Origin of the sequence: Streptomyces sp. CC224B, from assembly GCF_030010595.1 — a bacterium.
GTDB classification, from domain to species: Bacteria; Actinomycetota; Actinomycetes; order Streptomycetales; family Streptomycetaceae; genus Streptomyces; species Streptomyces longispororuber.
This window is the reverse complement of record NZ_JASCXL010000010.1, coordinates 1-21,108: the sequence shown is the minus strand read 5'-3', so window position 1 is coordinate 21,108 and position 21,108 is coordinate 1. Positions and strand designations below refer to the sequence as shown.

The 21,108-nt window shown below is 74.2% G+C and carries 21 protein-coding genes and 1 pseudogene; 11 read left to right on the top strand and 11 right to left on the bottom strand.

The features are described from left to right. Positions 1-118: 118 nt before the first annotated feature. The 3 genes from QK440_RS06115 to QK440_RS06105 all read right to left on the bottom strand — a co-directional run bounded on the left by QK440_RS06115 (position 119) and on the right by QK440_RS06105 (position 2,765). Positions 119-973: an aminoglycoside 6-adenylyltransferase gene (locus tag QK440_RS06115; RefSeq protein WP_282791935.1), complete on the bottom strand. Its 855-nt coding sequence runs from the start codon at positions 971-973 to the stop codon at positions 119-121. Between the two features lie 61 nt (positions 974-1,034). After that, entirely contained in the window at positions 1,035-2,207 is a 1,173-nt protein-coding gene (locus tag QK440_RS06110; protein ID WP_282791934.1) for a Xaa-Pro peptidase family protein, read from the bottom strand. A 63-nt stretch (positions 2,208-2,270) separates the two neighbouring features. Further along, a complete protein-coding gene (locus tag QK440_RS06105) occupies positions 2,271-2,765 on the bottom strand; it encodes a hypothetical protein (RefSeq protein WP_282792023.1) in 495 nt (164 codons plus the stop codon). Positions 2,766-3,312: 547 nt separating this feature from the next. Between QK440_RS06105 and QK440_RS06100 the strand changes: the two genes are divergently transcribed. The 3 genes and pseudogenes from QK440_RS06100 to QK440_RS06090 all read left to right on the top strand — a co-directional run bounded on the left by QK440_RS06100 (position 3,313) and on the right by QK440_RS06090 (position 6,956). Continuing rightward, complete coding sequence (locus QK440_RS06100; protein ID WP_282791933.1) at positions 3,313-4,725, top strand: family 2B encapsulin nanocompartment shell protein; 1,413 nt, start codon at positions 3,313-3,315, stop codon at positions 4,723-4,725. A 105-nt stretch (positions 4,726-4,830) separates the two neighbouring features. Beyond that, positions 4,831-6,033: pseudogene (locus tag QK440_RS06095) on the top strand (family 2 encapsulin nanocompartment cargo protein terpene cyclase); the annotation flags it as partial. Positions 6,034-6,050: 17 nt separating this feature from the next. Beyond that, positions 6,051-6,956: a geranyl diphosphate 2-C-methyltransferase gene (locus QK440_RS06090; protein WP_282791931.1), complete on the top strand. Its 906-nt coding sequence runs from the start codon at positions 6,051-6,053 to the stop codon at positions 6,954-6,956. Positions 6,957-7,159: 203 nt separating this feature from the next. On the opposite strand, the gene QK440_RS06085 is transcribed toward QK440_RS06090, so the two are convergent. The 4 genes from QK440_RS06085 to QK440_RS06070 form a co-directional block, all read right to left on the bottom strand. Beyond that, positions 7,160-7,672 (bottom strand): Asp23/Gls24 family envelope stress response protein, encoded by a 513-nt coding sequence (locus QK440_RS06085; protein WP_282791930.1) that lies wholly within the window; start codon positions 7,670-7,672, stop codon positions 7,160-7,162. Positions 7,673-7,885: 213 nt separating this feature from the next. Next, a complete protein-coding gene (locus tag QK440_RS06080; protein WP_282792022.1) occupies positions 7,886-9,157 on the bottom strand; it encodes an SLC13 family permease in 1,272 nt (423 codons plus the stop codon). Positions 9,158-9,235: 78 nt separating this feature from the next. Beyond that, positions 9,236-10,288, bottom strand: coding sequence for a YncE family protein (locus QK440_RS06075; protein WP_282791929.1), 1,053 nt, complete (start codon positions 10,286-10,288; stop codon positions 9,236-9,238). A gap of 322 nt (positions 10,289-10,610) precedes the next feature. Beyond that, a complete protein-coding gene (locus QK440_RS06070) occupies positions 10,611-10,844 on the bottom strand; it encodes a DUF5133 domain-containing protein (protein ID WP_190134429.1) in 234 nt (77 codons plus the stop codon). Positions 10,845-11,291: 447 nt separating this feature from the next. Between QK440_RS06070 and QK440_RS06065 the strand changes: the two genes are divergently transcribed. From QK440_RS06065 to QK440_RS06045, 5 genes are read left to right on the top strand one after another with little or no spacing between them, the layout of a single operon-like run. After that, positions 11,292-12,164 carry an STAS domain-containing protein gene (locus QK440_RS06065; protein ID WP_282791928.1) on the top strand — a complete coding sequence of 291 codons (873 nt, stop codon included), beginning with the start codon at positions 11,292-11,294 and terminating at the stop codon, positions 12,162-12,164. Continuing rightward, the gene (locus QK440_RS06060; RefSeq protein WP_282791927.1) at positions 12,161-12,559 is read left to right on the top strand and encodes an STAS domain-containing protein; all 399 of its coding nucleotides are present in this window, start codon (positions 12,161-12,163) and stop codon (positions 12,557-12,559) included. The genes QK440_RS06065 and QK440_RS06060 overlap by 4 nt, the downstream gene beginning before the upstream one ends. Positions 12,560-12,603: 44 nt before the next feature. After that, positions 12,604-13,032, top strand: a complete 429-nt coding sequence (locus tag QK440_RS06055; protein WP_282792021.1) for an ATP-binding protein — start codon at positions 12,604-12,606, stop codon at positions 13,030-13,032. Next, positions 13,029-14,075 (top strand): SpoIIE family protein phosphatase, encoded by a 1,047-nt coding sequence (locus QK440_RS06050; protein ID WP_282791926.1) that lies wholly within the window; start codon positions 13,029-13,031, stop codon positions 14,073-14,075. Before QK440_RS06055 ends, QK440_RS06050 begins: the two co-directional genes overlap by 4 nt. Next, positions 14,072-15,400: a PP2C family protein-serine/threonine phosphatase gene (locus QK440_RS06045; protein ID WP_282791925.1), complete on the top strand. Its 1,329-nt coding sequence runs from the start codon at positions 14,072-14,074 to the stop codon at positions 15,398-15,400. Before QK440_RS06050 ends, QK440_RS06045 begins: the two co-directional genes overlap by 4 nt. Before the next feature lie 153 nt (positions 15,401-15,553). Here QK440_RS06045 and QK440_RS06040 read toward each other — a convergent pair whose 3' ends face one another. After that, entirely contained in the window at positions 15,554-15,934 is a 381-nt protein-coding gene (locus QK440_RS06040) for an STAS domain-containing protein (protein WP_282791924.1), read from the bottom strand. A gap of 221 nt (positions 15,935-16,155) precedes the next feature. Beyond that, entirely contained in the window at positions 16,156-16,524 is a 369-nt protein-coding gene (locus QK440_RS06035; protein WP_282791923.1) for an ATP-binding protein, read from the bottom strand. A gap of 488 nt (positions 16,525-17,012) precedes the next feature. On the opposite strand from QK440_RS06035, the gene QK440_RS06030 reads away from it, so the two are divergent. Both QK440_RS06030 and QK440_RS06025 read left to right on the top strand, forming a co-directional pair. Continuing rightward, complete coding sequence (locus QK440_RS06030) at positions 17,013-17,531, top strand: MarR family transcriptional regulator (protein ID WP_282791922.1); 519 nt, start codon at positions 17,013-17,015, stop codon at positions 17,529-17,531. A gap of 284 nt (positions 17,532-17,815) precedes the next feature. Further along, on the top strand, positions 17,816-18,442 hold the full coding sequence (locus QK440_RS06025) for a MarR family transcriptional regulator (RefSeq protein WP_349239267.1): 627 nt from the start codon (positions 17,816-17,818) through the stop codon (positions 18,440-18,442). A 46-nt stretch (positions 18,443-18,488) separates the two neighbouring features. On the opposite strand, the gene QK440_RS06020 is transcribed toward QK440_RS06025, so the two are convergent. Together QK440_RS06020 and QK440_RS06015 are read right to left on the bottom strand one after the other, a co-directional pair. Continuing rightward, a complete protein-coding gene (locus QK440_RS06020; RefSeq protein WP_282791921.1) occupies positions 18,489-19,754 on the bottom strand; it encodes a PP2C family protein-serine/threonine phosphatase in 1,266 nt (421 codons plus the stop codon). Between the two features lie 582 nt (positions 19,755-20,336). Beyond that, positions 20,337-20,507, bottom strand: coding sequence for a hydrophobic protein (locus tag QK440_RS06015; protein WP_282791920.1), 171 nt, complete (start codon positions 20,505-20,507; stop codon positions 20,337-20,339). Between the two features lie 160 nt (positions 20,508-20,667). Here QK440_RS06015 and QK440_RS06010 point away from each other — a divergent pair, with 160 nt between their 5' ends. Further along, positions 20,668-20,841: a CsbD family protein gene (locus tag QK440_RS06010; RefSeq protein ID WP_282792020.1), complete on the top strand. Its 174-nt coding sequence runs from the start codon at positions 20,668-20,670 to the stop codon at positions 20,839-20,841. Positions 20,842-21,108 lie beyond the last annotated feature (267 nt).

Genomic DNA, 21,108 nt, shown 5'->3' with positions numbered 1-21,108 from the left:
CTGGTTCCGGCACGCGTGAGCCCCGGGCGCTGCCCGGTTCAGGGGCGCGCGCGCCGGGGCCGTCCCCGAGGGCGGGGACCGTTGCGAGGGCGGGGAGCGTCTAGAGGGTGGGGAGCGTCTAGAGGGTGGGGCCCTTTTCGAGAGTGGGGCGGATGGCCTGCTCGGCCTTGTGCGGGTAGGGGAGGCCGTGGGCTTCGGCCACCTCCTTCGCCAGCTCGGCGAAGAGGTCCGCCGTCGCGCGGGCGGCCCGCAGCGCGTCCCGCGCGTCGAAGCCGCCGAAGGTGTCGGGCAGGCGCTCCCACACGCCGGGCGCCGCCCACTGCCGCATGCGGGTGCCGCCGTACCAGACGTCGTGGCCCGCGCCCCGGCGCGTCAGGGCGTGCCACTCGATCATGCACTCGAGCAGCTCCTTCGTGGTCCAGTCCCGGGACCTGGCCACCCACAGCTCGCCGCGCGCGAGACAGCGGGGCAGATGGGCCACCTCGAACCAGAACTCCGCGCAGACCTCCGCGAACTCCTCGGCGTCGGGGAGCTCCGCCGCCACCGTGCCGCCGGCCTCCGGCAGCCGGGCGGTCGCGCCGTCGCGGTCCCAGAGCACCTCGTAGCCGCGCTCGTGCAGCTCGTCCAGGCCCTCCGCGGCCAGTTTCTCCAGCCGGGCCGCCGGCACCACCTGGAAGTCGACCTTGACGCCGCCCTCGAAGAACACCAGCCGTGCGGGGTTCTCCCACGGCCCCTCCAGGCCGACCTGCACCACGACCGGGCCCAGCTCCTCCACCCAGTCGCCGGTGTCGTACCGGCCGGGGTCGGTGGTGTACAGCTCGATGTCGTGGTCGGAGAAGGCGTCCACCGTGCCGTCGCGCCGCGCCCGCGAGCCCGTACGGAGGACCGCCCGGACGTCCGGGCGCCGCCGTGCCCACTCCAGCACCCGCTCGACGATCCCGTCGGCCCCGTCCTCATCGGTTCTGGCGATCATGCCCGTTACGGTACTGCGCCCCGCGGGCACCCCGGTCGGGGCGCCCGCGGGGCCCCGGCTCTCAGTCCGTGTACGGCGTCCGCGTGAGGACCTCGCAGCCGTCCTCGGTGACCAGGGCCGTGTCCGAGAAGGCGTGGGTGCCCAGGCGGTCGTCGAGCAGCCACGACTGGATGTGGAACGTCATGCCCGGCCGCAGCGGCATGGTCTCGCCCGGGCGCAGGGTGCGGGAGCCGCCCATCCAGCCGGGCGGGAAGCCGATGCCCACCAGGTAGCCGCAGTGGTGCCGTGCGTACGGCCGGCCAAGGGCCGACTCGATGACCGCGTGCCAGGCGCGGAAGACCTGCTCGGCGGTGTGCCCGGGCCGCAGCGCCGAACGCAGCGCCGCCATCGCCGCCCGCGAGGTCTCCGCGGCGCGGGCGTGGCGCGCGGCGTCCCGGCGGTCCAGGTGCCGCAGCCGGGCGAGCGGCGCGTGGTAGCGGCCCCGCGCGCCCGACAGTTCGAGGAAGACGGCGTCGCGCGGGTGGAATCGGTGCCGCGACCAGGTCAGGTGCTCCTGCGCAAGCCGCTCGGTGCTGCGGACGAGCGGCGCGAAGGCGGGCAGGTCGCCGCCCGCGTCCAGCATGGCCGCGTACACCGCCCCGGCGACCTCGGACTCCCGCGCTCCCGCGGCGGCGGCGTCGAGGCCCGCCGCCATGGCCGTGTCGGACAGCCGCGCGGCCTCGCGGATGCGGGCGATCTCGCGCTCGGTGTGGACGTGCCGCTCCTGGGCCAGCAGGTCGTCGCAGGGTGTCCAGCGGACCGCCGCCGAGCCCCGCAGCCGGTCCCAGACGGCGGGCGGCAGGTTCGGCGACGCGGCCTGGTAGCCCACGGCGCTGCCCGGCGCGACGAGCTGGGTGAGGACGTCGAGCAGCGCGTCGGCGGGGTCCTCGGCGTCGCCGTAGCCGCGGTGGCCCACGCCGTGCGTCTGCGCGGCCGCCGTCGGGGCCTCCATGGCGCGCTCGACCAGGACGGGTTCGCCGTGCAGCGGCACCAGCAGCCCGGTCACGGCGAAGTGCCCCTGGTGGTCAAGGCCGGTCAGGTGGTGGACGTCCTCGGGAGCGGTGACCAGCACCGCCGCCAAACCCTGCCGCTCGGCCGCGAGCCGTACGGCGGACAGTCGTCGCGCGTACTCCTCGGAAGGGAACTCCGGTTCGGTCACCTGTCGTTGGGTCGTCGGGTTCAGTGATCGCGTCATGCCGTCCCAGTGTGCACCCGCGCCCGGGGCGGTGCGGACGCGTGGGCGACCGGGCGCGGCGGCTCAGCGACCGGCGCCCGGGTCCAGCGGCTCCCCGCACCAGGCGCAGAAGGGGGCCCGGGCCTCGGCGCGCATCCTGCCGCAGTGCGGGCAGACCTGGTCCAGGGCGCACGGCGCCTCCCCGCCCTCCGCCGCCGGGGCGGGACCGGCGATGCCCATCCCCGGGCGGCGCGCGTGCACGGTCAGGTACACCAGGCCGCCGGGTCCTGCCCGCAGCCCGCGCCGCGAGGAGCGCGGCAGCCAGGCCAGGGACCCGGCGGCCAGCGGGAGCGAGCCGTCACTGCCGTCCAGGTGGCCGTCGCCCGCGACCACGAGGAGCAGGACGTCCAGGGCGTTCTCGACGTGGAGCGCCACGCTGCCGGATGCGGGGAGCCTGATCACGTTGGCGTCGAGCTGCCGCCGCTGTTCCGCGAGCTTCCACAGCGCGCCGCCCTGCGTGGAGGACGCGGACGGGACGAGCTCGTCGAGGGAGAGCAGGAGGCGGGGCGTCTCCGGCACGGACATCGGCACCTCCGGGCTGAACGGTGGAACGGTCAAATCCTAAACGGCCCAGGTGGGACGCGGTCGTCCGGCCTCGGCGGGGCGGGGTGCCGTGCCGCAGCCGAACAGGTGCCGTACGGACGGCAGGCCGTCGTGATCGTGTTCGACGTCCGGAGGTCCGGGAAACACCCCCGCGGGAAGCGTCCGGAGGCCGGGACGGGTGCGCCGCGCCCCGCCCCTCGGCCGCGGCGGGGCGTCGAGGCGCCGAGGTCGGCGCGTCCGCGCGCCCCTGCCGCGGGCGTGCGCGCCGGTGTCCGAAACCCGGTGGTCCCTGCGCCAAACACCGCGTCGGCCAAGCTCACCGCATCGAAGTAATACCGGCCTCTTTCCCGGGTGGGCGGGGCACAAGTGCCGTTACGGTTCCCGGAGTTCTGGACGGATTCACCGGCATTGGCACCCGGTTCCCCCTTTCCGCAGTTGTGCGCAGGTATGCCGTTCGTTGCCCCGAGACACACGCGTGGCCCCGGCGGCACTCGCGTGGCCCTGACGAAGGAGACCTTGACCGATGAGCGTTGACGCCGACCCGGAGGCGCGGCAGGTGCCGCAACCGCGGTCCAGCCTGGGCACGACGGCTGCCCGCAACCTCGCCACCACCACCAAGTCGGCCCCGCAGATGCAGGAGATCACCTCCCGCTGGCTGCTGCGGATGCTCCCCTGGGTGGAGACCAAGGGGGGTGCCTACCGGGTCAACCGCCGCCTCACCTACACCGTGGGGGACGGCCGCGTCGAGTTCCTCCAGGACGGCGCGGACGTCCGCGTCATCCCCCGCGAGCTCGGCGAACTGCCCGTCCTGCGCGGCTTCGAGGAGGACGACGTGCTGACCGCGCTCGCCGACCGGTGCGTCCAGCGCGACTTCCGGCCCGGCGAGGTGCTGGTGGAGCGCGGCACGCCCGCCGGGGAGGTCCATCTGATCGCCCACGGCCGCGTCCGGCAGACCACCGCGGGCAAGTACGGCGAGGACGTCGACGTCGCCGTGCTCGGCGACGGCGACCGGTACGGCGACCACGCCCTGCTCGACGCCGACGCCACCTGGGAGTGCACCGCCACCGCCGAGACCGCGGGCACCCTCCTCACCCTCTCCCGCGAGGACTTCGCCGCCGTCCGGTCCTCGGCACCGCACCTCCAGGAACACGTCGAGGAGTTCACCGCGCGCACCCGGCAGCGGCAGAACCGTCACGGGGAGGCCGAGATCGCGATGTCCGCCGGCCACACCGGCGAGCCGGAGCTGCCCGGCACCTTCGTCGACTACGAACTCCGCCCCCGCGAGTACGAACTCTCCCTGGCGCAGACCGTGCTGCGGGTCCACACCCGGGTCGCCGACCTCTACAACGGGCCGATGAACCAGACGGAGGAGCAGCTCAGGCTCACGATCGAGGCGCTGCGCGAGCGCCAGGAGCACGAGCTGATCAACAACCGCTCGTTCGGCCTGCTGCACAACGTCGTGCCCAAGCAGCGCATCCAGCCGCACTCCGGCCCGCCCACCCCGGACGACATGGACGCGCTGCTCTGCCGCCGCCGCGGCACCAAGTTCTTCCTGGCCCACCCCCGGACGATCGCCGCGATCGGACGCGGGTTCAACGCGGACGGGGTCTACCCGGAACACGTCGACGTGGGCGGGCAGCACGTCCCGGCCTGGCGCGGGGTGCCGATCCTGCCCTGCAACAAGATCCCCATCAGCAAGGAGAACACCAGCTCCGTCCTCGCCATGCGCACGGGCGAGGACAAGCAGGGCGTCGTCGGCCTGCGCCAGACTGGCCTGCCGGACGAGTACGAACCGGGCCTGTCGGTGCGCTTCATGGGCATCAACGAGCACGCGGTCATGTCCTACCTGGTGACGGCGTACTACTCCGCCGCCGTCCTCGTGCCCGACGCGCTCGGCGTGCTGGAGAACGTACAGATCGCCCGCAGGCCCGACTAGATCCAGGAGCTACGGATGCCCGACCCCGGGTCCCCCTCCCCGCCCGTGAGCCCGGCCGCCACGTCCCACATCGGGCCCTACGTCCTCGCGAAGGCGCACGGCACACCCGCCCCGGAAGTCCCTGCCGCCGCCCCCGCCCCGGAAGCCCCTGTCCCTGCCGCCGCCCCCGCCACCCCGGCGCCCGCCCTGGAGCGGGTCCTGCGCGGCCCCAGCGGGCTGGGCACGGCGGGGCTGAGCCTGGCCCCGCGCGCGGAGCCTCCCGGGGCGCCGCGGCCGGAGCTGCCCGAGGCGCGGCGGCCGGAGCCGCCCGAGCCGCCGCCCCCGGCCGAGGGCCGCCCGGTCCCCGGCCTCTACCACCACCCCGTCCCGGAGCCCGACCCCGTACGGGTGGAGGAGGTCAGCCACCGGATCAAGAGGTGGGCGGTGGACGAGGTGGAGGCCTACCCGCCGGAGTGGGAGGACCAGTTCGACGGCTTCTCCGTCGGCCGGTACATGGTCGCCTGCCACCCCGACGCGCCCACCGTCGAGCACGTGATGGCCGCCACCCGGCTGATGGTCGCCGAGAACGCCGTCGACGACTGCTACTGCGAGGACCACGGCGGCTCACCGGTCGGCCTGGGCGGCAGGCTGCTGCTCGCGCACACCGCGCTCGACCCGCTGCACACGACGAAGGAGTACGCCCCGGCCTGGCTGGAGTCGCTCGCCTCGGACGCCCCGCGGCGCGCGTACACCTCCGCCATGGAGTACTTCGTCCAGCTCGCCAGCCCCTCCCAGGCGGACCGGTACCGGCACGACATGGCCCGGCTGCACCTGGGCTACCTCGCGGAGGCGGCGTGGGCCGAGACGGAGTACGTGCCGCAGGTCTGGGAGTACCTGGCGATGCGGCAGTTCAACAACTTCCGCCCGTGCCCCACCATCACCGACACCGTCGGCGGCTACGAACTCCCGGCCGACCTGCACGCGCTGCCCGCGATGCAGCGGGTCATCGCGCTCGCCGGCAACGCCACCACCATCGTCAACGACCTGTACTCGTACACCAAGGAGCTCGCCAGTCCCGGCAAGCACCTCAACCTGCCCGTGGTGATCGCCGAACGGGAGGGCGTCTCCGCCAAGGAGGGCTACCTCAAGACGGTCGAGGTCCACAACGAGCTCATGCACGAGTTCGAGGCCGCGGCCGCCGAGCTGGCCGTGTCCTGCCCCGACCCGCGTGTCGTGCGCTTCCTCAAGGGCGTGGCCGCCTGGGTCGACGGCAACCACTACTGGCACATGACCAACACCTACCGCTACAGCCTGCCCGACTTCTGGTAAACAAGGGGGACCCAACCGTGTCAAGCACCGATGTCAGCACCGCGGCCGCCGCTGGGAACAAGGCCGCCGACGCGTCCGTGTTCATCCCCGCCCCGGCGACGCCCTACCAGGGCGACATCGCCCGCTACTGGGACCACGAGGCCCGGCCGGTCAACCTGCGCCTCGGGGACGTCGACGGTCTGTACCACCACCACTACGGCATCGGCGACGTCGACACCGCCGCCCTGGGGGACCCCGGGGACGAGGCGTACGAGAAGCGGCTGGTCGCCGAGTTGCACCGGCTCGAGTCGGCGCAGGCCTCGTTGCTCCTGGACCACCTCGGCGACATCACCCGCGACGACGCCCTGGTGGACGCCGGCTGCGGTCGCGGCGGCACGATGGTAATGGCCCACCAGCGGTTCGGCTGCCGGGTCGAGGGCGTGACCCTGTCGGCCAAGCAGGCCGAGTTCGGCAACCAGCGCGCCCTGGAGCTGGGCATCGAGGACCACGTCCAGTCCCGCGTCTGCAACATGCTCGACATGCCCTTCGAGACCGGCCAGACGGCCGCCTCCTGGAACAACGAGTCCAGCATGTACGTCGACCTGCACGACCTCATGGCCGAGCACGCCCGCATCCTCGGCGTCGGCGGCCGGTACGTGACCGTCACCGGCTGCTGGAACCCGCGGTACGGCCAGCCGTCGAAGTGGGTCTCGCAGATCAACGCGCACTTCGAGTGCAACATCCACTCGCGCAGGGAGTACCTGCGCGCCATGGCGGACAACCGCCTGGTCCCGCAGGCCGTCGTCGACCTCACGCCGGCCACCCTGCCGTACTGGGAGCTGAGGGCCACGTCGTCCCTGGTCACGGGCATCGAGGAGGCGTTCATCAACTCCTACAGGGACGGCTCGTTCCAGTACGTCCTCATCGCCGCCGACCGCGTCTGAGGCCGCACCGCGCGCCGGGGCCGAACCGTCCGTACGACGGCCCGGCCCCGGGGCAGGAGCCGCCGCAGCTCGCGCACGGCGATCCGACGGCCGGCGTCCTGTTCACGCCGGGAGGGGCTCCGGCGGTCATCGACTTCCCGCCGTACGGGCGCGCAGGCCTTCGGCGAGGCGCTCGTGGCGGGGGACGCCGTGCGCGGGGGTGCTCACTCCACGCGGGCCGAGCCGCCGTCGGCGTTGTCGTCGTCGGGCAGGTGGACGTCGTTCACGGCCACGTTGACCTCGACGACCTCGAGCCCGGTGATGCGCTCCACGGCGGCGATCACGTTCTCGCGGACGTCGTGGGCGACGTCCGTGATCGGCACGCCGTACTCCACGACCACGTCCAGGTCGATGGCGGTCTGCCGCTCGCCGACCTCCACCTTCACGCCGCGGCCGACGTTCGACCGGCCGCCCGGGACGCGGTCGCGCACGGCCCCGATGGCCCGGGACAGGCCACCGCCCATGTCGTACACGCCCGGGACCTCCCGCGTCGCGATCCCCGCGATCTTCACCACGACGACGTCGGCGATGGACGTCCTGCCGCGCGTCGCCGGGGGCTGGTCGGCACCGGCCCGGCCGGTGAGCGTGGTGGCACCCGGCGCGTTCTGCCCGGTACCGCCGGTGTTCTCCCCGGTCTGCGGCGTGTTCGCCTTCGGCGCCAGCTCTGATGTCGCCATGAGGTGTCTCCTCGTCTCGTTTTAGTACGTCTTCTCGGTACGTCTTCTCGATACGTCGTCTTGGTGCGTCGGCTCGGTACGTGCCTTTTCTGCGGCCTTCCTCCTGTCCTTCTGCTCTGCTCCACGGGTCCGGATGCATGGCGGGCGGGCAGGAGCGGTTTTTGACCGAATGACCACGGGGCGGGCCCCGGCGCGGGCGGGCCGGCGGCGGGCTCAGGGGCCGAGCACGGCCAGGCCCGCCCACAGGGCGAGGGTCGCCGCGAGCAGCGCGGCGGGCACGGTGAGCAGGCCCAGGGCGGTGTACTCCCGCAGGCGGATCTCGTGCCCGTGCCGCCGGGCGACGCGCCGCCACAGCAGGGTGGCCAGCGAACCGGCGTACGTCAGGTTGGGGCCGATGTTCACACCGATCAGGACGGCGAGGACGGCGCCGGGCCCGGCGGGCGCGGCCAGCGGCACCAGGGCAAGCACGGCGGGCAGGTTGTTGATCAGGTTCGCCAGGAGGGCGGCCAGCGCGGCGGCGCCGAGCAGCGGGAGCAGCCCGGTGCCGTCGGGCAGGGCGTGCCCGAGCACGTCGCCCAGGCCGTTGTCGAGCACGGCGCGGACCACGATGCCGAGGGCCAGGACGAAGGCGAGGAACGCCGGGGATGCGGCCCGCACCAGACCGCGCGGCGACAGCCGCCCCCGGACGAGCGCGCGCCCGGCCAGCACGGCCGCGCCCGCCGCCGCGGCCCAGGCCGGGTCGGTGTCCGCGGCCGAGGCGACGGCGAAACCGGCGAGCGTGCAGGCGACGGTCACCAGGGCGAACAGCGGCAGCTCCGGGGCTTCCGGCTCCGCCGCGCCGATGTCGGCGGACGCGGCGGGCCCGGCCAGCTCGGCGGCGAAGAACCGGCGCAGGACGGCGTACTCGACGGCGATCGCGGCCAGCCACGGCCCGGTCATGAGCAGCGCGAACCGCGTGAAGGACAGCCCGGACGCGCTGAAGGCGAGCAGATTGGTCAGGTTCGACACCGGCAGCAGCAGGGAGGCCGTGTTCGACAGGTGCGCGGCGGCGTAGAGGTGCGGCGTCGGGACCACGCGCATACGGCCGGCCGTGGCGAACACCACAGGGGTGAGCAGCACCACGGTGGCGTCCAGGCTGAGCGCGGCGGTGATCACCGAGGCCAGGGCGAAGACCGCGCCGAGCAGCCGGCCGGGGTGCCGCCCCGCCCAGCGGGCCATCCACGTGCCGCAGGCGTGGAACAGGCCCTCGTCGTCGCAGAGCTTGGCGAGCACCAGGACGGCCGCGAGGAAGCCCACCACCGGCCCGAGGCGCGCGGCCTCCTCCCGTACGTGGGCCAGGGGGACCGCCCCGGCGGCGACGACGGCCGCGGCGGCGGGCACCGCGAACACCGCCTCCGGCAGGCGGAACGGACGGACGACGGCACACACCAGGACGACGGCCAGGGCGGCGACGGACACGGACTCGGCGAACATGGTCTCGATCATTCCCGGCATGCGCCGGGGCGTGCGCCCCCGCCCACCGCCTCCCGTACGGCCGCGGGATGTGGTGGGCGGGGTCGGGTGCTACGGGGCCGGGATGTAGGCCAGGCCGTGCGCCCCCGGCTCGCCCGCGCGGTCGACCTCCAGGGTCGTCACCACCCGCATGCGCCGCAGGTCCACGACGGTGACCGTGCTGGAGACGACGCCCGCCACGAAGCCGAGCGAGCCGTCCGGCGACGAGGTGATGGTCAGCGGGAACCGGCCGACCTCGACCTGGCCGACCTGCTCGAAGGTGTCCGGCGCGAAGACGGTCAGGACACCGTTGCGCTGCCCGCCGAGCGCGGCGTCCGGGTCGGCGGACATCCGCAGCTCACCGGCGAGCAGCAGACCGGTGGCGGTGGCGTGCACGGGGAAGACCACGCCCTCGGTGGGCAGCACGCGCACCACGCGGTCCGTGGCGGTGTCGACGACCCGGATGCCCGGCTGCGCGGACGGGCGCGGGACGAAATCGCCCTTGGGAGCGGCGACGTAGACGTAGCGGCCGTCGGGGGAGACGTCCAGGCCTTCGCTGCCGGGGACCTCGACGCGCCCTGCCGGCCGGTCGCGCTCCAGGTCGACGACCGTGACGAAGGGGGCCTCCTTGTTGGTCGCGTAGCCCTTGCGGCCGTCGGGCGTGATCGCGAACCAGTGCGGGCCCGGGGCCAGCGTGGGGACACGGGTGATCCGCCGCCGGTCCCGCGCGTCGTACACCACCACCCCGCCCGGCTCGGTGTCCGTGGCCTCGACGCTGACGTACAGGCGGTCGCGCGCGCCGTCGAGGACGATGCCGTGCGGGGCGTGGTCGGGGGTGGTGTCGATCACGTCGACCACGGTGCGGGTGGCGACGTCGATGACGCTGACGGCGGTGGCCCGGCCCGCGTTGGCGTGGTAGTAGCCGGAGACGTAGGCGCTGGTGGCGTAGAGGAGGCGGCGTCGCGGGTCGAAGCAGAGCTCGTGCGGCTCCGGCGGCAGCGTCAGCACCTCCTGCCGCTCGAAGGTGGCGGCGTCGAAGAACGTGACGCTCGGGCCGCTCTGGCTGACCACCGCCAGCGTGTCGGAAGCGGCGCAGGGGGAAGGGGTGGTGTTCGTGGACGTCATGCCGATCATCCTGGGCGCGGGCCCCGGACGCCTTCCAATGCCGCGTGCGCAAGGTGTCCTTGCGCGGCACGCAAACACCCCGGTGGTGCCGGACGCGGCGGGTGACCGGTGCGACGCGGGTCACACTCCACCAGCTTCGCGCGTACGCCGCCCGCGGCGACGGCGCCCCGAACTGCCGGGCCCGCCCGGGTTCTCGGGCAGCTCCGTCCTGCCGGTGCGGACGCCCGCGAGCCCGGGGACGGCTGCGGGCCGCCGGGTCGCACGCCTGCCGGTACCCGGCCGCCCGGGCGGGAGCGTCCACCGGCAGCGGCGCCCGGGGGCGTCAACCGGCCTGCGCCGCCAGGGAGTCGTCCAGGGGCCGGGCGCCGGGCAGCCGGTGCCGGGCGGCCGCCAGGGCGGCGTCGATGTCGGCGGTGCCCGTGGCCACGCACAGCGTGTACGAGACGTCGGCCAGGCGGCGGCGGGCGGTCTCGCCACCCTCCTCGGCGTTGAGCGCCGTCAGCGCCTCGTACTCCCGGATCAGGTCGGAGAGAACCACGGGGTGGGCCAGCAGCATGGAGTTCTCCTCTGTCGTCTTGCTCGGTTGACCTGCCGCCCGGCGGTCGGTCACCGCGGGTGGCTCTGCGTCCTCGTGCCCCGGCCCCTCCCGGACATGTGCGTCGATTTTCGGCCACGTCGCTGTGCGGGAGTGGAGTACGCGCCCCCGGGCGTGCAGGATCCCGGGAGTTCACACCCGTTCATGTGTTCCTGGACCACTCGCAAGTGCCATGGTGGGGAGGGGGACGCGGGGTACGCGATGCCCCACGGGCACCATGGACAGGGGACACCGGTGTGGCCACGGCCGCCCGGAACCCCCCTCGGCCCCGGGTTGACGGGGGCCGTTAACATTTGCCGGGCGGCAAGCAACAGTCCGGCCGACCGGGGCGTGTCCCGGTACAACCCCTGGTCGGCAGCAAGAGGACGACGTCCACCCGGACGGGTCCGGAAGGTGAGAGGTTGGGCTGTGACGAGCAGCGACACCGCCGTACGTGAACGCGTCACGCAGGTTCTGCGCACGGACGCCGATGACATCGCGGACCGCTGGGTACAGCTCCAGCGGGAACAGGCCGTTCTCGGCAGCGACCTGACCGAGAGCGAGCTCCACGAGGAGGCCGACGCCCTCGTCGCCGCCCTCTCGGCGGCCCTCGAAGGCGCCGGGCGCCCGCAGAGCCTCGTCCACACCCACGAGGACCTCAACAGAAACGTCACCGACCTGTCCCTGCGCCGCGCCCGCGGCGGAGCGTCGCCGACCCTGGCCTCGCTGGCCGTCCAGGCCCTGAAGCAGGCGCTGCTCGAAGCCGTGCGCCGCGTGACCCACGAGAGCGACGAGATCCTCGCCGCGGCGCTGCTCATCAACCAGCTCCTGGACGCCGCCGGCGCGCTGTCCTTCGAGGTCTACGTCGAGGGCCGCGAGGAGATCATCCGCCGCCAGAGCCGGCAGCTCCTGGAGATGTCGACGCCCGTGGTACGGCTGTGGCGCAAGGTCCTCGCCGTACCCCTGATCGGCACCCTGGACACCGCGCGCACCCAGATCGTCATGGAGAACCTCCTCCAGGCCATCCAGGACGACCAGGCGCTCATCGCCATCATCGACATCACCGGTGTCCCCACCGTCGACACGGCCGTCGCCCAGCACCTCATGCAGACCGTCAAGGCGGTCCGGCTCATGGGCGCCGACTGCGTCATCAGCGGCATCCGCCCGCCGATCGCCCAGACCATCGCCCAGCTCGGCATCGACCTGTCGACCATCCTGACCCGCGCCACGCTCGCGGACGCGCTCGCCGCCGCCATCCCGCTCACCGACACGCCCGGACCCGACGGGACGGGCGCCCGGTGAACGAGCGACCCACCGCGGGGGTACCCATCCTGCGCCTCGGCGACGTCCTGGTCAGCGGACTGCTGAACGAACTGGACGACAAATCGGCCCTGGCCTTCACCGAGGAGCTCACCGAGACCATCGTCACCACCGGCGCGCGCGGCGTCCTCATCGACATCTCGCGCCTGGAACTCGTGGACTCCTTCGTCGCCCGCACGCTGATGGACCTCAGCACCACGGCGCGGCTGCTCGGGGCCCGCGTCATCGTGGCCGGGATGCGCCCCCCGGTCGCCATCACCCTGGTGGAACTCGGCATCGAGCTCGCGGGGGTCGAGACCGCGCTCAACGCCGAACAGGCGATGACCGCCCTGGGCTGGCGCAGGGGCGCGCCCTCGCAGGAGAGGCCGGAACCGTGACGCGAGCCGACGGACACACCGCCGCCCCGCCCCGCCCCGCCGGGGTGCCCGGGCAGACGCGTCCGCAGGATTCCACCACCCACACCGTCTCCACCGAGGAGGACCTGCTGCACGTCCGGCACGCCGTGCGCGCCGCCACCGTACTCGCGGGCTTCGGCATCGTCGACCAGACGCGGGTGGTGACCGCCGCCAGCGAACTGGCCCGCAACGCCTACGTACACGGCGGCGGAGGCACCCTCACCATCGAGATCGTCCGCCGCCTCGGCACCACCGGCATCCGGCTGACCGTCGAGGACGAGGGGCCGGGCATCAGCGACGTGGAGGCCGCCCTCACCGACGGCTTCACCACCGGCACGGGCCTCGGCCACGGCCTGGGCGGCGCCCGCCGGCTCATGGACGACTTCGCCGTGCGCAGCGAACCCGGACGGGGCACGGTCGTCACCGCCACCCGGTGGCACACGAGGCGCGCGTGACCCCCGGCACCACCAGCCCCTCGGGGCCCCCGGGCGGCGCCCTCCCGGAACCCACCCGGGCCGTCCCGATCGACCACTTCAGCGCCGTGCACCTGGCCGCGGCGACGGCCCGCGCCGTCGCCGAGCGCTGCGGCCTGCCCGGCGCCCTGCCCGACCAAGCGGCCGTGGTCGCCTCGGAACTCGCCAGCAACATCGCCAAACACGCCACCGGCGGCAGCCTCTACCTCCAGCCCCTCACCTACGGTGAAGGCATGGAGGTCATCGCCGTCGACCGGGGGCCGGGCATGCGCGAGCTGGAGCGCTGCCTGACCGACGGCTACACCACCACCAACACCCTCGGCGCGGGCCTGGGTGCTATCGGCCGCATCGCCACCACCCTGACCATCCGCACCCGGTCGGGCACCGGCACGCTCGTCTGCGCCCGCCTCGCGCCCCGGGGCCGCACCGCGGACGCCGAGCGGCCGCTGGCCTCCCTGTGCCTGCCCGCCGACGGCGAGGAGCACTGCGGCGACGCCGTCGCGGTGGCCCTCACCGACCGCGGCCCGACCGCGCTCGTGGTGGACGGCCTCGGCCACGGATCCGAGGCCGCCGAAGCGGCCCGCGCCGCCGTACGCTGCTTCCGGCGCGCCCCCGACGCCGACCTGCCCGACCTGTTCACCGCGGCCAACCGCGCCCTCCGCCACTCCCGCGGCGCCGCCCTCGCCGTCCTGCGGCTGGCGGACACCACCGCCTCCTACTGCGGCGTCGGCAACGTCCGCGCCGTCCTGCTGTCCCCCGACGACGTCACCCACCAGCTCACCGGCCAGCCCGGCGTCGTCGGCTGGAACATGCCCCCGCCGCAGGTGCGCCGCCTCAGCACCCCCGCGGGCACCACCGCCGTGCTCCACACCGACGGCCTCGACCACCGCTGGTCCCGGGCTCCGGAGCCGTTTCTGCTGCGGCTGCCGCCGCCGCTGCTGGCCGCCGCCCTCGTCCACGGATTCCGCAGTAGCCGGGACGACACGACCGCCGTCGCCGTCAAGACCCCCCTGAGGCCCCGATGACCGCCACCGACCTGTGCTCCCTGCCGGCGCTCAGACACGCCGTCCGCCGGCTCGCCGACGCCCACCACCTCGGCGTGGAGGTCCGCGCCCGGCTCGCCCTCGCGGTCACCCGCGTCGCCGCGCCGGCCGTCGACGCGGGCCGCGCCGTCGCCCTGACGGCCGAGCGCCGCGGCGCCGGGGAGGACGGGACGCCGCTGCTCGTCGTGGTCCTCGACCGCCCCGCGTGCGGCGTCGACGTCCCCGCCGCCGACGACCTCCCGCTCCCCGCGCACAGCACCACCCCCACCGCCGTGACGTGGCACATCCCCCTCGACACGGCCCCGCACGACGTCCCGCGCCCCGCACCCGGCGCCGACGTCGCGGCGCCGGGCGAGACCCTGCCCACCGGCGAGACCGAGCTGCTGCTCAAGGAGCTCGGCGCGGCCCTGGCCCAGGTCGACGCCCTCAAGGCCGAGCACCGCATGCTCAAGCACGAACTGGCCGAGACCAACAGCGGCGTACTCGCCCTGTACGTCCAGCTCGACGAGCGCGACCAGCAGCTGCGCCGCGCCCACGGCCGCGTCCTGCGCGAGCTGGAGGACGCGCTGCGCCCGCCCGTCCTTGACGTGCCCGGACTCGAACTCGGCGTGCACTACGCCCCGGCGGACTCCGAGGCCCCCACCGGAGGCGACCTGTACGACTGGTTCGTGCTGCCCGACGGCACGGTGCACATCACCGTCGTCGACGCGCTCGGCCACGGCGTGCGCAGTACCCGTACGGCTCTCAACGTCACGCACGCCGTCCGCACCCTGGCCCTCGAAGGCCACCCCCTGGAGTCGGTCGTCGCCCGCACCAACGAAGTCCTCGCCCCGTTCGACCCCGGCCTGATGGCGACCGTCCTGCTCGCCCGGCTGCGCCCGGAGACCGGCGAACTCCACCTGGCCAACGGCAGCCATCCGCCCGCGCTGCTGCTGCGCCGCGAGGGCGACACCGAGTTCCTGGAGACCCCCGGCCGGGGCATCGGCTTCCCGCTGCCCGGCAGCGAGGGCATCCGCCGCGCCCGACTGCGCCCGGGCGATCTGCTGCTGCTCTACACCGACGGCCTCACCGAGAGCCGCAGGGACCCCGAGGAGGGGGAGGCCCGGCTGGCCCGGGCCGTCCGCGAGCACGCCCACCGCCCGACGGCGCACCTGCCCGCGGAGATCGCCAGGGAGATGCACGAGGTGATACTGCACGCGGACGACACGCTGGCCCTCGCGGTGCGTCTCGGCGGCGGCACGGGGGACGGGGCGCCGGATCCAGCGCGGGCACGCGGGACGGGCGCGAGGCCTGAAGGCGATGCCTGACGGCGGGACTTGACGGCGGAGGTTGATGGGAGAGCCGGACAAGGGAGGCGGTTCCACCACGGCTACGGCCGCGGTCGCGGGCCGTCCGCCCGCACCGCGTCACCGTCGCGGGGCCGTGGGCCCGTACGCGGTCCTCGTACGAGGTCGAGGCTGTCAAGGATGGGGTGTGGACCCGCCGTTCACGCCGTCCTTGCCCTCCACGCCGTCCATACCGTCGACGACGCTGAACACCTGCTCCGTGTGCGTCAGGCGCAGCAGATGGCGGATGCTGGGGGAGGGCCGGGAGATCAGGAGGCGCGCCCCGGACGTCTCGGAGTGTTCTCGCAGGATCAGCAGGGTGTTGAGCCCGCTGGAGTCGCAGAACGTGACGTCCTCGCAGTCGAGAACGACGGTCCGGGCTCTGTCGTGGAGCAGCGGGCCCGCGGCTTCGGCGAGTGACGGGGCCCCCTCCAGGTCGAGTTCGCCCGACAGCCGCAGCACGGCTCGCGCTCCCGCGTCGTCGTCCTCGCGGCTGAGCCAGAAGCGGTCTTCCATGGCCTGCACACCTCTCCCGGGCCATCACCGCCCGACTCGTTGCCGACGTGCTTCGTGGAGCAGACCTCTACCCCGTGCGGACGCTCTTAGCAGCACTGCAGCGAGACGGACGTGTCGCCTTGCTCACATGAGACACACGGGTGAGTACGGCACGTCACCCGGGAAAGGGAGGGCTCTCGCAGTGGTCGTAACGGTCGCAATGGTCGCAACGGTGCGGGCTCTCATGACAGCGGCACGGTGGCGCCCACCCGCTTTCCGACCGGGCGCCACTCGACCTCCAGGCGGCCGGCCAGACCGCGTACCAGGTGCAGACCGAACCCGCCCGGCCGGGCCGGGTCCAGGGCCGCGGTGCGCGGGGGGTCGTCGGTGGCGTCGTACACCGACACCGTCACCCCTCGATCGCTGTGGTCGAGTTGGAACGCGGTCACGCCGCCGGCGTGCCGCACCGCGTTCGTCACCAGTTCCGACACCACCAGGAGCACCGCGTCCGCGTGCCGTTCGTCGGTGTGTCCCACCGAGGCCAAGAAGTCACGTGCCGTCGCACGCGCCTCGGCTGCCGAGACCCTTCCGTACCGCGACCACTTTCGCACCGCTCGCTTCTCCTCCGGAGGGTGCACCACGACAACAACCTCCCATCGTCTTGATGCTCACGTACAGATCGCCTGCCCCGAACCCCCGGGGCTACGCCGCGGGGCGGCACCCGGGTGGGAAGCCGCAGGTCGGGCGCCGTGTACGGGCGGACATCCGTGCCGTGGGACCGGGGCCGTGGGTTCGGACGCGGTACGGGGATAGGCTAGAGGGCGCGGCCGCCCGCCTAGTCCGGCGCCGCCGAGTGGCGGGGCGTGACGACGCGGACGGGCAGCGGGCCGTGCGGCCCGTCCCCGTCCACCGACGTGCGGGGCGTCGAGGCCGACCGAGGGGGCGACGAGGGGAAAGGCCATGAGCAAGCCAGTGACGCGCCGTCCGGGCGGACGGCGCCCGTGGCCCGGTCCGGTCGGCTCCGTCGGGGCGGCGGGGACGGCGGGTGGCGCCGATGCCCGCCGGTGGCCGGGCGCCGGCGGCGGGAAGTGTCGGTGAGATGGTCACGGACCACGGCGAGCTGAGCGCGCGACAGCGCGCGGACGACACGGACCACGCGCACCCCGACCTGGCCGGTGAGTTGGCCGAGCTCCTGGAGGCGCTGTGGGAGCACGGCCGTGAGGTGCCCTCGGCGCCCGCCTCGCCCTCGCAGCTCCGCGTCCTGCACTGCCTGGACCGGGACGAGGGCATCAACCTGCGCACGCTCGGCGAACTCCTGGGTTCCGCGCCGCCGTCCGTGAGCCGGTTGTGCGACCGCCTGGAGGCCCTGGGCTTCGTCCGCCGCGTCCCGAGCAAGGTCAGCAGGCGGGAACTGGAACTGCACCTCACCCGGCACGGCCGCACCTACCTGCGGACCCTGCGGGACCGGCGGGTCGCCTCGCTGCGGGAGGTCACCGACCGGATGACCCCGGCCGCGCGCCGCGTCCTGCTCGACGGCCTGGTCGCGCTGCGCGACGCGCTGGAGCAGACGCAGGGCGCCTCCGGCCGCGGTGCCGACGGTGATGTGCGCTCGGCGTGAAGCGCCCGTCCGGGGTCCCCACCCGGCGTGCACGTCGCCTCCACCGCCCCGCTGACCTCGCGGAAGCGGTTCGCGTCACCTGGTCCCCTCACCTGGTCTCCGCACCCGGTCTCCGCACCGGGAACGGCGCGCTGACCGAGGGGTAGGGTGCCGCCAGGACGAGGAACGCCGGACCGGGGCGGCACGGCCCGGCTCGCGTCCGTACGGACGTTCCGCGTACCGGACGTCCCCGCAGTACCGGACGTCCCCGCAGTACCGCCGGAACTCATGGGAAGTGCAGTGGCATGAACGCTCAGCCGGCGCCCGCCTCGCGGCGCCCCGCCGATGTCGCGCCGGTGGCGTGCGACGCCATCGAGCTGCTGGACCTGGTGTGGGACACGGACCGCGGCCAGGAGCCCGGCTCCGGCGGTTCCACCGTCTCCGCGTCGCAACTGCGCGTGCTGCGGTGCCTGGAGCGCGGCGACGGCATCAACCTCCGCACCCTCAGCGAGCTGCTGGGGTCGCCGCCGTCGTCGGTCAGCCGGCTGTGCGACCGCCTGGAGGCGACGGGGCTGGTCGAGCGCGGCCCCAGCCCGGTGAGCAGGCGCGAGCTGACGCTCCGGCTGACGGGCCGGGGGCGGAGGCATCTGCGCGGGCTGCGCGAGCGGCGGGAGGAGAGCCTGCGGCGGGTCGTACGGGCGATGCCGCCCGCGGCGCGGAGCGCGCTCAGGGACGGACTCGACGGGTTCCGGGCCGCGCTGGAGGCGGGCCCGCAGGTGCCCGGCGAGCGCCCCGGGGACGCCGTCCTGTCGGAGGCGGCGGGCCCCTGTCGCCAACCGGCGGCACGGACGGCACCGGTACGCCGGAATGAGGCCCCGCCCGGTCCTCCCTCCGGCCCCGGCGCCGGAGGCGCCGAGCCGGGCGGTGCATGACCGCGGTGACCGCGGGCCCTCGCCGCTCGGCGGTGTCAAGGCGGTGTCAGGCGGGGCCGGGGCCGTCCCCGCGGTCGGCGGGGGCCCCGGGCTCGCCCGGCGCCCGGGGGCCGTCGGCGTCGTCGGGTCTCTCCGGGACGTCGGGGACCGGGGCCGCCCCCGGGCGCCCGTACCAGTCGAGGCACAGCACCAGGGCGTCGTCGTCCAGGGCCGGGTCCCCGTGGTGGTCGCTCAGCTCGCGCAGCATCGCGCCGGGCACCTGCGACGGCGGCAGCAGGCTCGTGGCCAGCAGGGTGCGGGCCAGCGCGCTCTCGCCGTAGTTCACCCCGCCGGGTGACGGGGCGTCGTAGACGCCGTCGCTGCTGAACGCCAGCCGGTCGCCCGGGCGCACGGTGAAGTGCTGCGGCTCGTACACGGTGTCCCCGAACATGCCCAGCGGGAGCTGCGCGTCGAAGCGGACCTCCGACACCGAGCGGTCCCGCAGCCGCCACAGCCGCGGCGAACCGGCGTCCACCACGTCCACCTCGCCGGTCGCCAGGTCGAAGCTCAGCAGCAGCACCGCGACGTGGGCCTCGCCCCCGTACTGGGCGTGCACCGCCTGGTCGGCCAGCACGGCCTGGTTGGCGATGTCGAGGCCCGCCCTGCGCGCGTTGCGCAGGGCGCTGACGGCGAGGTTCGTCAGGAGCGCGGCCTGGACGCCCTCGCCCATGCCGTTGGTGATGGTGAGCGTCAGGCGCTCGGCGGACACCGACCAGTCGTAGTTGTCGCCGAAGATGGCGTAGGCGGGCTCCAGGTGGGCGCCGATCGCGAACTCCTCGCGGGCGCACGCCCGGCCGGGCAGGAGCTGCCACTGCATCTCGGCCGCGAGGGTCAGGCGCGCCGCCCGCCGGGCGAGCACGTACAGGTCCGTGTCGCGCTCCGCGACGAGGATCTCGTGTCCCAGCGCTTCACTGATGCGGGCCAGCTCCGGCAGGATCGGCTCCGCGTAGGTGTCCGCGCCCATGCGCACCGTGAGGACGCCGAGGTTGTCCCCCCGGATGATCACGGGCAGGTGCACGTCCACCGCGCCGGCCGCGGACCGTGTCATGTAGGGCTTCTGGGAGCCGAACGCCCGCCCCTGCGGGCTGGTGTGGATGCACACGGACTCCTCCGCGTCCGGCCCGACGCCCTGGAGGGAGCGCATGCCGTAGTCGGCGAGCCGGAGTTGGACGTCGACGGCGCCGTACGTGTCCTTCACGGCCTCGCGTACGACGTCCACGAGGGCATGGGGAGCCGCGGCGCGCAGTGCCTGCGCGATGGGAGTCTCGTCCACGTCATCCTGATTCAGTCGGTGCCGGAACCGGGGGCCCGGCAGGGGGACTTCCGCCGACAGGTCCGCGGACCTGTTCACAGAAGTGAAGGTTCTGCTTGAGTCGTGCGCGACCGGTGAAGCACATGAACGATGTGCAACGCTTGCCGCAAGGCAATGGTAGCCCTACGGCAAGTCACCGGTGTCCGGCTCGTGTTGGTGCGCGGAGCGCGGGCGCGGGGGCAGGCCGCCGCCCCCGCGGCGGTGGCGTACCGGGCTCACGGGGACGGGTCGCCCGTACGGGAATTCGGCATTCCGGCGGCATGGGCGGAACCGGAGCGGAACCCGGAGCGGAGCCTGAGGCGAAAAAGGTCACATCCGGCGCGCACGCGCGGCGCGCAATGCGTTGTCGGCCCCCGGCCGCGGGGGGCCGTACGAGGAAATGGCCGGGGGAATGCGGGCGGCGATCTTCGGGGCGCTCCGGGGGCGGCGGCGGGAAAACCGCGGGGCCGGGGGAGCGACTCCCGCGCCGGCGGGGGCCGGAAACGGCGAAGGCCCGGCCGCTCCTCGCTGCGAGGGGCGACCGGGCCGTTCATGTCTCAGCCGTTACCAGCGGTACCAGCGGCTCCTGCGTCCGCCCGCGCCCGCGGTGCGCATCACGAAACCGAGCAGCCAGGCCACCAGGACGATGGCGGCGAGCAGCCAGAGGAATTTCACCGCGAAACCCGCACCGAACAGTACGACGGCCAACAGAAGAACAAGCAGCAAAGGCACCATGCCCTGTCACCTCCACAGAACCGAGTTCCCCGGATTCCCGATATGACACGGGCCCGCCCGGCCGGTTTCGCACGGTGCCCGGAACCGCTCCGGTTTACGGAGCCGGAGCCCGGTTACGCGTCTCAATGCACCTGTTGTCGATATTCGGGAAGTGAGCACTGTGGCTGGCGACGAGAAGGCCAAGGGCAAGACCGAGCAGGCCAAGGGCAAGCTGAAGGAAACGGCGGGCCGCGCCGTGGGCAACGAGCGACTGACCGCCGAGGGCCGCGCCGAGCAGGGCAAGGGCGACCTGCGCCAGGCGAAGGAGAAGGCGAAGGACGCCTTCCGCCGCTGAGGCACGACCGCCCGGCGGCACGAGCGCCTGCGTACACCCCCCGGGTGACGCCCGCGAGGACGCCCCTGTGACGTGCGCCCGTACGTCTCTGTGACGTGTGTACGTCCGCACGCCGCCGGCGTGTGTACGCTCGGCCGCCGCCCGGCTTCCCGGGCGGGTGGGTGGGGGGGCTAACGCCCCGCCCGGTGCGCGCGCCCACGCCCGGGGCGCCGCCGCCCGCCTCCGCGGTGCTCCTGCCGTCGTCCTCCGCGGCTGTGTTCACGGGGG

Excerpts from the sequence above, each read along its gene's own strand:
- QK440_RS06100 (WP_282791933.1), top strand. The coding sequence starts at position 3,313 with ATGAGCGTTGACGCCGACCCGGAGGCGCGGCAGGTGCCGCAACCGCGG.
- QK440_RS06025 (WP_349239267.1), top strand. The coding sequence starts at position 17,816 with ATGAACGCTCAGCCGGCGCCCGCCTCGCGGCGCCCCGCCGATGTCGCG.
- QK440_RS06030 (WP_282791922.1), top strand. The coding sequence starts at position 17,013 with ATGGTCACGGACCACGGCGAGCTGAGCGCGCGACAGCGCGCGGACGAC.
- QK440_RS06115 (WP_282791935.1), bottom strand. The coding sequence starts at position 973 with ATGATCGCCAGAACCGATGAGGACGGGGCCGACGGGATCGTCGAGCGG.
- QK440_RS06085 (WP_282791930.1), bottom strand. The coding sequence starts at position 7,672 with ATGGCGACATCAGAGCTGGCGCCGAAGGCGAACACGCCGCAGACCGGG.
- QK440_RS06070 (WP_190134429.1), bottom strand. The coding sequence starts at position 10,844 with ATGCTGCTGGCCCACCCCGTGGTTCTCTCCGACCTGATCCGGGAGTAC.
- QK440_RS06075 (WP_282791929.1), bottom strand. The coding sequence starts at position 10,288 with ATGACGTCCACGAACACCACCCCTTCCCCCTGCGCCGCTTCCGACACG.
- QK440_RS06045 (WP_282791925.1), top strand. The coding sequence starts at position 14,072 with ATGACCGCCACCGACCTGTGCTCCCTGCCGGCGCTCAGACACGCCGTC.
- QK440_RS06040 (WP_282791924.1), bottom strand. The coding sequence starts at position 15,934 with ATGGAAGACCGCTTCTGGCTCAGCCGCGAGGACGACGACGCGGGAGCG.
- QK440_RS06080 (WP_282792022.1), bottom strand. The coding sequence starts at position 9,157 with ATGATCGAGACCATGTTCGCCGAGTCCGTGTCCGTCGCCGCCCTGGCC.
- QK440_RS06015 (WP_282791920.1), bottom strand. The coding sequence starts at position 20,507 with ATGGTGCCTTTGCTGCTTGTTCTTCTGTTGGCCGTCGTACTGTTCGGT.
- QK440_RS06110 (WP_282791934.1), bottom strand. The coding sequence starts at position 2,207 with ATGACGCGATCACTGAACCCGACGACCCAACGACAGGTGACCGAACCG.